At 44.5% G+C, this 12,316-nt stretch carries 8 protein-coding genes and 1 tRNA gene; 7 read left to right on the forward strand and 2 right to left on the reverse strand.

Annotation, left to right across the window (positions count from 1 at the left end; genetic code table 11):
• The 5 genes from O9323_RS21300 to O9323_RS21320 form a co-directional block, all read left to right on the forward strand.
• On the forward strand, window positions 1-3,212 hold a 3,212-nt coding region (locus tag O9323_RS21300; RefSeq protein WP_288125723.1), incomplete at its 5' end, for a type ISP restriction/modification enzyme.
• 295 nt (window positions 3,213-3,507) lie between these two features.
• Entirely contained in the window at window positions 3,508-3,744 is a 237-nt protein-coding gene (locus tag O9323_RS21305) for a hypothetical protein (RefSeq protein ID WP_002737182.1), read from the forward strand.
• Window positions 3,741-4,094: a type II toxin-antitoxin system PemK/MazF family toxin gene (locus tag O9323_RS21310; RefSeq protein ID WP_002752027.1), complete on the forward strand. Its 354-nt coding sequence runs from the start codon at window positions 3,741-3,743 to the stop codon at window positions 4,092-4,094. The genes O9323_RS21305 and O9323_RS21310 overlap by 4 nt, the downstream gene beginning before the upstream one ends.
• A 660-nt stretch (window positions 4,095-4,754) precedes the next feature.
• Window positions 4,755-6,581 carry a peptidoglycan DD-metalloendopeptidase family protein gene (locus tag O9323_RS21315; protein ID WP_288125724.1) on the forward strand — a complete coding sequence of 609 codons (1,827 nt, stop codon included), beginning with the start codon at window positions 4,755-4,757 and terminating at the stop codon, window positions 6,579-6,581.
• A 91-nt stretch (window positions 6,582-6,672) separates the two neighbouring features.
• Window positions 6,673-6,746, forward strand: a tRNA-Met gene (locus O9323_RS21320).
• 336 nt (window positions 6,747-7,082) lie between these two features.
• Here O9323_RS21320 and O9323_RS21325 read toward each other — a convergent pair.
• Together O9323_RS21325 and O9323_RS21330 are read right to left on the reverse strand one after the other, a co-directional pair.
• Window positions 7,083-7,925, reverse strand: a complete 843-nt coding sequence (locus tag O9323_RS21325; protein ID WP_288125725.1) for a methyltransferase domain-containing protein — start codon at window positions 7,923-7,925, stop codon at window positions 7,083-7,085.
• Window positions 7,904-8,059: a DUF4277 domain-containing protein gene (locus tag O9323_RS21330; RefSeq protein WP_002742273.1), complete on the reverse strand. Its 156-nt coding sequence runs from the start codon at window positions 8,057-8,059 to the stop codon at window positions 7,904-7,906. Before O9323_RS21330 ends, O9323_RS21325 begins: the two co-directional genes overlap by 22 nt.
• Window positions 8,060-8,769: 710 nt before the next feature.
• Here O9323_RS21330 and O9323_RS21335 point away from each other — a divergent pair.
• Window positions 8,770-12,138 (forward strand): NACHT domain-containing protein, encoded by a 3,369-nt coding sequence (locus tag O9323_RS21335; RefSeq protein ID WP_149106454.1) that lies wholly within the window; start codon window positions 8,770-8,772, stop codon window positions 12,136-12,138.
• Window positions 12,139-12,160: 22 nt separating this feature from the next.
• Window positions 12,161-12,316: nucleotidyltransferase family protein (locus O9323_RS21340; RefSeq protein ID WP_288125726.1), on the forward strand; the 156-nt coding region annotated here is incomplete at its 3' end.

Genomic DNA, 12,316 nt, shown 5'->3' on the forward strand with positions numbered 1-12,316 from the left:
TCGAGATTAAGGGAACCAGAGAAGATATCAAAAAAATCGCCGCCAGCGAGCAAGTACAAAAATACTGGCAAAAATACGGTCAAGTATTAGTCAGCAATTATCGCGATTTTCTGCTCATCGGTCGCAATAGCCAAGGTCAACCGGTAGAATTAGAAGCCTATAGTTTAGCCCCGTCAGAAGCCGAGTTTTGGCTAAAAACCTCAAATCCATCCAAATTCGCCGCCGAACACGGTGATAGCCTCTTAGAATACCTAAAGAGAGTGCTTTTACAGGCGGCTCCTATCACCTCACCTGCCGATGTTGCTTGGTTTCTTGCTTCCTATGCGCGGGACGCAAAAGCACGCTTAGAACATCATTCTGATCTTCCCGCTCTGGCCAATATTCGTCAAGCTTTAGAAAATGCCCTAGGTATCAAATTTGAACGGGAACAGGGGAATAAATTTTTTCGTTCTACCCTCGTGCAAACCCTCTTTTATGGTTTATTCTCCGCTTGGGTATTATGGCACAAGGAAAACCTCAATCGCGAGGATAAAGAGGATAAGTTCAATTGGAAATCCGCAGCCCATAATCTCCATGTTCCCATGTTAGCGATCCTATTTGAGCAGATCGCCGCACCGAGTAAGTTAAAATCTTTGGGATTAGTAGAAGTTTTGAATTGGACTGGTGCAGCTTTAAATCGAGTGCGACGAGAGGAGTTTTTTCGTCAATTCGATGAGGGACAAGCGGTACAGTATTTCTATGAACCATTTTTGCAAGCTTTTGATCCTGATTTACGCAAAGAATTGGGAGTTTGGTACACTCCTCCGGAAATTGTTCGCTATATGGTAGCGCGAGTCGATCGAGTTTTGCGAGAAGAATTAAATATCGAGGACGGTTTAGCTAATCCCGATGTTTATGTTCTCGATCCTTGCTGTGGAACTGGTGCTTATTTAGTCGAGGTTTTGCGCTATATTACCGATACTTTACAGGAAAATGGGGCGGGTGCTTTAGCCATGGCTTTGGTGAAAAAAGCAGCCATAGAAAGAATTTTCGGTTTCGAGATTTTAACCGCTCCTTTTGTCGTCGCTCATCTACAATTAGGTTTATTCCTGCAAAGTTTGGGTGTACCTTTAATAGAAGATAGTGAACGGGTGGGGATTTATCTGACTAATGCTTTAACCGGTTGGCAACCCCCCGATGAGGAAAGTAAACAGAAAATTCAACAGCTACAATTGAGTTTTCCAGAGTTAAATAAGGAACGAGAAGCAGCCGATGAAGTTAAGCGCGGTAAACCGATTTTAGTTATTCTCGGTAATCCTCCCTACAATGCTTTTGCTGGAACCAGTCCCGCAGAAGAAGCGGGTTTAGTGGAAGTGTATAAACAGGGTTTAATCTCCGATTGGGGGATTAAAAAGTTTAATTTGGATGAGTTATATGTGCGCTTTTTTCGTTTAGCAGAAAGATGTATTTCAGAAAATACCGGTAAAGGGGTTGTTTGTTATATTTCTAACTATTCTTGGGTTAGTGAACCTTCTTTTGTTGTCTTGAGACAAAATCTATTAAAGAATTTCAATAAGTTCTGGATCGAAAATATGCACGGAAATCGCAAAATTTCTGAATATGCACCCGATGGTAGAACCAGTGAGACAATTTTCTCAATACCCGGATTCTCAGCAGGAATTCAACAGGGAGTGGTGATTTCTCTTTGGTTGAAAAATAGTTCTCAGCAAGGAACTAAAGTCTTATTTCGAGATGATATTGATGCAGCTAAAGCAGTTGAAAGAAGGTCACAACTTTTAGAAAGCTTAAATAATCAAGATTTTGATTCTTTGTATCAAGTCTCTAACCCAGAACAATCTAATCGTTATTCTTTCCGTCCCTCCGATGTTTCTTCTCACTATTTAGCATGGCCAAAGTTAACAGATTTATGTAAAATAATGCCTTTTAATGGACCAGTAGAAAGGAGAGGTAATTCTTTAATTGTCTATAAGACAGATCGTAATCAATTGGAATTAATCGAATTATATTTAGACCCCAATAAAACCGATCAAGAGATAGAAGCTATAGCCCCTCGTTGGATGAAGTCTTCAGGTGAGTTTAAAGCCGAAAAAAGCAGAAAAGCAAAGTTGAGAGATAATGTTAGTTATAAACCAGATAAAATAATTCCCTATCCTTTTAAGCCTTTTGATATTCGCCTAGCCTATTTAGATAGTGAAATTCAACCTCTTTTTTCACGTCCCAGTCCTGAATTATTAGCACAAAAAGAGATTATTTTAAATTCGTTTTTCATATCTCGTGATACTGCGGATAAATCTCCAGAAGGTTCTCCATTTTATTTTTCTAAGTTAGTTTGTGACTATGATTGTATATCTGGACACGCAAGACATTTTCCAATTTTACTTAAACCCGAAAGTAAGCAAAAAACACAAAAATATTCAAAGCAACTATTCAATACACAAGAATTTATCGACACCACTCTAACAGCCAATCTTTCAGAAAAATCTCGTCAATACTTAAATCAACTGGGTATTAATAATCTTGATGAAAATATCGAGAATGCCTCCTTAATTTGGCTGCACTCGTTAGCGATTGGGTACTCTCCCTTGTATCTTGGGGAAAATGCCGACGGTATTCGTCAAGACTTCCCAAGGATTCCCCTTCCTAATAGCCAAGAATTATTAATTAAATCTGCCCAACTAGGACAAGCGATCGCATCTCTTTTAGACACAGAAAACCCCGTTATAGGAGTCACCAAAAAACCGACCCCTGCACTGCAAAAAATCGCCTTGATTTCCTGCACTGATGGGGGAAATTTAAACCCAGATAAGGGGGATTTAATTATTAACGTCGGTTGGGGACATGGGGGTAAAAATGGTGTGACAATGCCGGGTAAAGGAAAAGCGATCGCCAGACAATATACAACCGCAGAAATGAGCGTAATTAGCCCAGAAATGCGAAAATTATTAGGAACGACAACCTATGATATTTATCTCAATGATCGAGCCTATTGGCAAAATATACCGGCCCGGGTTTGGGAATATACTATCGGGGGTTATCAAGTCATTAAAAAATGGCTAAGTTATCGCGAGGAAAAATTATTAGGACGGGGATTAACTATCGCAGAAGTGCAGGAAGTGAGCGAGATGACGAGAAGAATTACTGCGATTATTCTCCTAGAATCAGATCTAGATGATAACTACCAAAATATCAAAACTGCCGTGTATTCTTTTTAATTAAATGATTGAAACCTGTCATTTCCTAGAGTTAAGTAGGTAGTCGTTAAAAATTATCAGATTCCCCCCTTATCAAGGGGGGCAGGGGGGATCAAAACTAAAATCGATTGGTATTAGGTGAACTGGACTCAGAGCAGTTATCAAAAGTTGAAGATGTTTGGCTTTTTTGACTTGGGCTACTCTAGAACTATGAATTTCTGAAAATGCGATCGCTTAAGTTAAAATAGAGAGGTTCAGTTTCAGGGACGAAAAAGGTAAAATAGATTAAAAGCTTACAATCTTCTAACTCGCTGCTATGCCAGTCACTCGCCAAGCTCTTAAGCAAGACCTTGACCAACTAACTAATGATCAACTTCAGCAAGTTGCTGACTTCATTGCCTTTCTCAAGTTCCAAGATAAACGCCGCCGGATCATTCTCGATCCTAGTCAACTTGTTTCCCTTGCGACTGATTTCGCCGAGGAAGACCGTATCTTTGCCGAAGCTGGAATGGATGATTATGCAGTGATGCTTGCTCAGGAAGATCATCAATGACTGAACAGCTTAAACGTGGGGAAGTTTGGTTAGCAAACCTCAATCCTGCTCAAGGTTTTGAGCAGGCAGGTATTCGTCCTATCATTATTTTTCAAAATGATATTGTTTCTCAATTTTCCACAACAACCATTGCTATTCCCCTAACGACAAACCAACGCCGTGCTTCATTACCAATCTGTATGTTGATTAGACAGGGAGATGGCGGGTTATCGCAGGATTCAGTCGCACTTTGTTTTCAAATTAGAGTGTTAGATAAGACCCGTTTAATTCAGCGGTTAGGACTACTTAGGACTGAAACAATAGCTCAACTAGAAGATGTTGTGTTGATAACATTAGGATACCAACTATAAGGATAGTACGATCACCGCTCTTGTCGGGTGCAAAAACCCGCAGGTAACGCATCAATAATATCTTTGAGGCTCATCCCAATAATTTTCTCTAGCTTGGGGAATTTCTATGAAGAGCCGGTAGGCGTTAGGCTGTATTTGTTTTGACATCAACGCCCCGTATTTTTCTCGGTAAAACCCCACACCCCACACCCCACACCCCACACCCCACGAAAAACTTTTTGGGCAAACCCTAATTATTGCCCCCCCAATAGCCATCATTGCTCCTTGCGAGCGGCGAATCATTAATAATTTCTTTAGTAAACGGCAAAACCGATAAAAATTTTCTATCAAAAAACTGGCAAAAATTGGCAGGACTAAAAATGCTGATCAGCTTGGAACATCTGAGATAGAGCATCGTCAATCTGGACATTCAAAATGTCACCAACTTGCCGTGATCCCGGTGCTAATGGTCAGAGATAGACTTGCATAATTTCAAAATCTAAGTTAATCTCACCTAAAAGTCACCTTTAGGTATTTTGACTAAAAAGTAAAGTTGCTTAACTTCTACTCTAGCCTCAAGGCTAATGCTGAAAGCTAGACCCATCGGCTTAATCCACTGGCTCTAGCTAACTCTTTACACCACAGGAGGTCTGTTTGAAAGAGACTTTTATCCACAACCCCATGACATCTGCTACCCCAGAACAGAATTGCACCGCTGAGTCTAACCGAGTCCGTTACTCAGTTGCTCTACTGGGATTAGCACTCTCTCTGGGAGTACCTAGCATTCTCAACTCCACCTCAGAATCAGCCCAGGCCGCCAATTCTGTACCCTTAGAATGGGAAGTGATTGACCTGGCCCAAAAAGCCAAAGCTGCGGGTAAAGAACTAAAAGAACCGCAAATAATCCAATCCCAAGCACTCGCCACCGTCAAATTCATCGCCACATCAGTGGTTGAGCATCAGGTGAAACCGGGAGAATCCCTGTGGAGTTTAGCCGACAGCTATCAAACCACCCCCACAGCGATCGCTGCCCGCAATAATCTCTCCCCCCAATCCGATTTGATTATCGGACAAACCTTAAAAATTCCCACTCCTGAGCAGTTGCCCCCGGCAGCCCCGGCAGCAACTCCTGAGCAGTTGGATAGTTCCTCTGCTAGTCTCCGTCAAACCCGTCAACGTCTCCAAGAAAGTTTGGCCGCCCTGCGAACCGAGGAAAACCCCCATCAGTCCAATTCCGGGGAAACGGTAATCGTCACCGAAACTACCGCTCTCGTTCCCGATAATTCGCCAACTAGCGTCGAGATTCCCGTTATTGCTCCCGAAGAATTCCCCCGACCAACCAGTCAGGTGATCCCGATTCCCGTTCCCACCCCTGAAAGCGATCGCCCGATAGCCACAATTCCCCTTAATCCTCCCTTAACCAGCAGACCGGAAATTCCTAGCGTTGCCCTACGAAATCCGGCTCCTGTGACTGAAATTCCCGCCGTTCCCAATCCTCGGGTCATAGTTCCCCCAGAAAACCAAGTTTATCGGGTTCGGCCAGGAGATACCTTAAACACGATCGCTCGCGCTCTCGGCATCACCCCCGCCGAATTAGCTAGGGAAAACGGCATTGACAACCCCAACCGGATTAAAGTTAATCAAACCCTAGTGGTTCCCGATCGCTCTGCCAACGCTAGAGTTAATCAAAATCTTACCCCTTTGGACGGCGATCGCCCTAGGTTGTCCTTTAACCCCAGCAATCGACAAAATCCGCCCGCGGAAACTGCCACCACGGGGACGGAAGAATTCCCCGAAAATATCACCGGCAGCTATCGGGAAAGATTGCGCCAAGAGGTGGCTAATCTGCGGGAAACTAACCTTTCGGAAACCCAGAAAAGTATCGCTATTCCCGTCGATAATCCCGCAGAAACCCTCGATGAGCCGCAAATAACCCCTAATCCCCAATGGACTGCCATTCGTTCGCGTTCTAACCAAAGCACCCCCCCACAGATTATCGGTTCGGCTCCTACCAATGTGGAAGAATATAATGACCGCCTCCGAATTCCCGTCGGCGAAACCGTAGAACCTTCCCTTCCTCCCCTCACTAATCCCGATGAGCATTTACCTAACCCCGCCCCGATTTTTACCGGCTTTATTTGGCCCACTAGAGGTGTGTTAACCTCTGGTTTCGGTTGGCGCTGGGGCAGACCTCATCGCGGCATCGATATCGCCGGCCCAGTGGGGACCCCGATTGTGGCGGCGGCAGCCGGTGAAGTAATCTCCTCCGGCTGGAATTCTGGCGGTTATGGCAATCTGGTGAAACTTCGTCACCCCGATGGTAGCACCACTCTCTATGCCCATAACAGCCGTCTGCTGGTGCGTCGCGGCCAAACTGTTCAGCAAGGCGAGCCGATCGCCCAGATGGGCAGCAGTGGCTTTAGCACCGGCCCCCACCTACATTTCGAGGTTCACCCCTCCGGCCGGGGAGCAGTTAATCCTATGGCTTTCCTGCCAGGCAGACGTTAAAGATGCCCCCAAAGGGAAGAAAAAATCTTCCCTTTTTTGCTCTTGTGCAATTGGGTGATTATGTGTTATGATTGATAACTGTGTAAACAACGGCTTAGTAGCTCAGTTGGTCAGAGCAGGGGACTCATAAGCCCAAGGTCGGCAGTTCAAATCTGCCCTGAGCCATTTTAGGAAAACCTAAGTGTAGAATTTTAGAAATACAGAATCTTGCTTGAAGATTATCTCGTTCCCCAGTTCTACCTGATCACTGCCCCCCACCAAAGCCTTTTTTTTGATTTCTGGAAATTCGCACCCATAAGTATGGGAAAGGGCTTGACTTAGGCGGCGGTTTGCGTTATGCTTTTTTTATAATGGGAATCTGTGCCAACTTAGATGATTGTCAATACTTCCATTATGAATAAAATCTTTTAGAAATATTATCTCAAAATCTCCCCAGAAAAGCAAGCAAAATTTTGCCAATAATTGTTAAGTTTTGTTAAAAAGAAATGGAGAGATCAGCCTTTATTTTTTCCCTTGCAGTAAGCCAAAACGAATTAAACCCGACTCGTAACCGCGCCGCATTAACCCTAAAGATAAAGCCCCTTGGATAGTAGTGTAACCGCTGGCTAACAAACCTGCGATCGCATCTGGGGTTAGGGCCGAATCAATCACCACATCCCAAAAAGCGGCCACCGATAGAGACCAATCATCGGTTTTTAGGTCTTGAAAGCCAATGTCACGGGCAATATCGGCGTATTCTGGCAAAGAAATCACATAGGGCAGACAATAAACCTGATAAATCTCGTTTAATAGTTTAATCTCTCCTTCCGTTAAATTACCAGCCAGGGAAGTGGTGGAACGATGACACCAAGTAGCCATCAAAAAAGTCCCCCCAGGCTGCAAAACCCGATAACATTCCCGCAGAAATTGCCTTTTATCGGGCATATGTTCGCCACTTTCCAAAGACCAGACCAGATCAAAATTATTCTCAGGAAAGGGGGTTTTTAGGGCATCAGCCACGCAAAAACTCACTTGTTTTTCTAAATTGAACTCTTGCGCTCTTTGGCTGGCTCTAGCGGCTTGTACCGGGGATAAGGTAATCCCCACTCCTTGGCTGTGAAATTTTTCGGCCAGATAAAGACTACTGCCACCAATACCACAACCGACATCGAGAATCTGATTAGCGCCGGTGACACCACCCCAAGTTAATAATTCTTCTATTAAATCAATTTGTGCCTGACGGCGATCGAGTTTAATCTTGCCGCCGCGACCGTAGTAACCATGGTGCATATGTTCTCCCCAAATCCTTTCCCATAGTCCACTAGAGGAGTCATAAAAATCGGCTATTCGTTGATAAAGTTCCATGGTGATTTCCTAAGTGAGTGGGTGGTGTCTTTTTCTCCAAGTTGTTGATTCATATAGTCCACAATACCTAGCTCATCAATGATAGCGGCGATGATGCCTAAATGGTCGGGATTTTTAACGGTTAGTTGAGTCATTGTCAGGTGAGTGACTGGTTGATTTGATTGTAGCTATTCCGTCGCTATTTCTGAGTTTATTTTTTACCTCCTCTTAACCAGTACGGAATATGGGTTACAAAGGTGAGATGCTCTCCTCTAAGGCGCTCTAAGGCTGACTCACTGACATTTTAAAAGGGTTGTTTGGCATTTTTTCGCCGCGTCTTACTTTTAGCGGCTCTCCCAGGTTTGGTGGGTAAAATGTATTCTAAGATACATTCTTCCTAGCGAGGGGGTGGAACGAACCACAAAGACACAAAGGACACAAAGATCGATCGATCATATTGATTGTAAGTTAAACTTATCACACAGAACCTAGAAGAGCCTGAAAACTCACATCTGATAACAAGGGACGAATCTAAAACCTAATTGGTTAAGTTAAAAGCTTTGATGTGCTTAGTTTCTATCTTCCTAGAATCCCGGAAAACTCCTGTTATTTTAGCTTGTTGTCAGGAATTTAGTTAAACAAGGTTTTTGGCAATATGCTAATCTGGCTAACAAGCTTTTGGGCGTGATATGGGGAAAACTTCTTGTGATCACGCCTAAATAGAGTATTATGCAGAAAGTTGACCCATAATATGTAGTTAGGCCAAAAAATATTCGCCCCTTAAGATTGATGCAAGACCTGTAGGGGCTGTGGTTGCATAAGATCGAAGTTTGGTTTTTAGTGCTTTTTTAGAGGGAAAAACTAGATGGAATGGCTAGTGCTATGGGGAGCAAAACAGTTAGCAGGATTCGCCTTTGGGGCAGTGCTTGAAAACCTGGGAACGGTCTTGGGGGATCTGACAAAAGGAGCGGGAGAAGACTTTGTCAAAGATTTTTTCAAGGATTCTCTCAAGTCTGGTATTAGGCGATTCCAGAAGGATGCACTTGCTGTAGTAATGGGAAAAGCGATCGCTCAGTTTCTCTACCTAGTGCAACAAGAATTAGAAGCATCCGGTATGAGAAAAGCAGACCTGCAAAAGTACAATCCTGCTTTGCAAAAATTTATTCGCCATAAAGCGGTCAAATCCTGGTTGTCAAAAGCATTTGAGCCGGGATGTCAAGCACTGGATGGCAAGAGCTTGAGAGCAGTCTGGTCTGAGATGCAATTGCCAAATCTTCCCGAAGAGTTTAGCTGGGGGAAAATTGGACGGGTTTATTTAAACCGCGTTGAGGACATGATTGGTGAGTCTCAGGAGTTAAAGGAGTTATTTGCCACTAAGCAACTGGTTGACATAAATCAGACGACGCAGCAGTTAGCTGGTGTGGTGCCAGATTTCGATCTGGAGCGCTATTGCGAAAGTCTGCGCGAAACCTATGATCGATTGAAACTGAATGCCGTTGATATCACCTATAGCCAATACAAAGTCAGATTATGGAGTATTTTTGTACCACAGAATGTGCGGGAAGCATTACCGCCATCAAGGTATGAATTCCCCAAAAGATTACAGCAAAAGCCTGAGAATGTTTCCCCTGACGAATGGGAGCAGTACAGGCAATTATTTCTGGAAAAACCTGTGCATCCAGTGCTGGAGATTTTGCGCGATCCCGATTGTCCCTACGCGGTGATTCTGGGTGATCCGGGAGCAGGAAAATCCTCGTTGTTGCAGTATCTGGCCTTGGATTGGGCAGAAAACCCGACGGCTCAAATTCCATTACTGATTGAGTTACGTCAGTATGTGACGGATGAAAATAAGCCCAAGGATTTTCTGGAGTTTTTTCATCAGGGTAAGCGCAAAATTTGCGAGTTGAATCAATTGCAGTTACATGAGCAGTTGGAATTGGGCAATGCGCTGGTGATGTTTGACGGTCTGGATGAGATTTTCGATGCTCATATTCGCGATGGGGTAATTACAGAGATTATTGCCTTTACCAACAAATATAAGCGTGCGCGTGTGATTGTCACCTCGCGGATTATTGGCTACAACTCAGGAAGGCTGGAAAATGCGGACTTTCGACATTTCACCCTAGAAGATTTGAATGATTCGCAGATTCGGGATTTTGTGCAGAAATGGCATCGGTTAGCCTTGGTGGATGAGACTGACCACGAGCGCTCAGAGATCCGCAAACGACTACAAACAGCGATTAAAGACTCGACCGCCATTCGAGAACTGGCAGGAAACCCCTTATTGTTGACGATGATGGCGATTCTCAACCGCAAGCAAGAGCTACCCCGCAAGCGAGCAGACCTGTATGAGGAATCCTCCAAGGTATTGCTGCACCACTGGGACATTGACTACAAGAAAATGCAGTTGACTCTAGATGATGTCGATTTGCGGGCTAAACAAGCTATGCTGCGCCGCGTTGCCTTTTATATGCAGTCTAGCCAAGAGGGTTTAAAAGGAAATCTTATCCATCGCGATGCACTGGAGGCAGAATTGACTGCTTATCTGAGGTCGCGGGAGATACCCAATCCGTTGAAGGTTGCGGGAAAACTGATCGACCAATTACGTCAACGAGATTTTATTATTTGTCATGTTGGCAATGACTATTTCGGTTTTGTTCATCGCACCTTTCTGGAATATTTTTGTGCAACTGAATTTGCTGATCGCTTTAGTAAGCGAGGAACTGAAGGGGGATTAACCCTGGAACAACTACAAAGAGAAGTATTTGAGAGCCACTGGCAGGACAAATCCTGGCACGAGGTATTGCGATTGATTATTGGCAATGAAAAAATTGACGCGGAGTTTGCTGGAGCGATCGTTTCCTATTTGATTGATATTCAAGCCGATAACGACAGTGTTTCCCTTCTCCTGTTCGCAGCCGATTGCTACGCCGAGATCAGTGGCAAAACCAAGATTCCCTCTGTTTCCGAACAACTGCTGCACAAGCTCAAAACAGCAGTCGAAGAGAATAAAGAGCCTCAACCAATCACCCAAAAAATGATCACGCTCTGGAAGGACAGTGCCGAGGTGAAAGCTTGGCTGGAAGAACGGGCACTGAATCATAAAAACAGCAGCGTTAGAAGGGCAATTGCTCAGGGTATTGCAGCGGTTGAACTTTCTGATCCTACCAGTTTAGATTTAGTTGAGAATTTGGGCGATCTCTACTACCAGCAAAATCGCTACGAAGAGGCGATCGCAATCTATCTCAAGCTGGATATTAGCACTACCTTGTTTTCTGAATTTAATTTATTGAATGCTTACACAGAACTCAAGCGATATGATGAGGCGATCGCCTATGGACAGCAGTGGATTGAGAAAGAACCGAAGAGTTATTGGGCATACAATGCCCTGGGGGATGCCTATCAAAAAGCGGGGCGCTACGATGAAGCCATTGCTGCCTGTAACCGTGCGATCAAGCTTGCAGGAAACTCGTCGTGGGTGGCGATCTCTCACCTGCAAAGATTGGGCTGGACCTATCACGATATGGGGCAATACGAATCAGCCATTGCGACCTACGAACGGGCGATCGCCCTTGATTCTAAATCCCAATTCAACAGTATCACCCATAGTGATTTAGGCATGGTACACCACGATCTTGGGCGTTATGAAGAGGCAATTGCAGCTTTTCAACGAGCGATGGTGATCGATGCTACCAATGAAACTCCGCATAACAATCTAGGATGCCTGTATCGTCAATTAGAGCAGTGGGAGAATGCGATCACATCCTTTCAGATGGCGATCGAACTTAATCCGAGATATGCAAATGCATACAGGGATCTTGGTATTCTCTTCCTATTACAAGGAGATCTCGATCGTGCCGAGCCAAACTTCACTACTGCCCTCCAAATCAACCCCTACTACGGCAACGGAATTTTAAGTATGGGGTTACTCCAGGCACTGCGCGGAGATTTGACTGCCGCCAGAGCCACCTGGGAGCAAGGTTTGCAGCTTTACGGAGAATATGCTCAATTGTACCGGCTCTATCGTACTCTTTATACGGTTGCTCTCGGTCAAGCAGAACCAGGCATTGCCAATCTTCGGCGCATCCTCAAACAAGAAAAACCGCCCAGTGGCTTGTTGCGCCCAGTCCTTGAAATTGCGCGACTTTTGCAGCGCTGTCCAGAACCAATTGATCGTATTTCACAAGTGGTTGTTATGCTGGAATCGGGCATCCAACCCCGGTCTTCAATCTGAAACCCAAGGAGGAGAACTGAAGATGTCTAGCGTTGCCATCGATCTGCCGACAGAAAAAATTGCTGATTTCTGCCAACGCTGGCAAGTGATGGAATTTGCCCTTTTCGGCTCTGTCCTGCGCGATGACTTTCGCCCCGACAGCGATATTGATATTATGGTGCAGTTTCACCCAGAGGCA

Origin of the sequence: Microcystis sp. LE19-131.1A, from assembly GCF_027532015.1 — a bacterium.
GTDB classification, from domain to species: domain Bacteria; phylum Cyanobacteriota; class Cyanobacteriia; order Cyanobacteriales; family Microcystaceae; genus Microcystis; species Microcystis ichthyoblabe_A.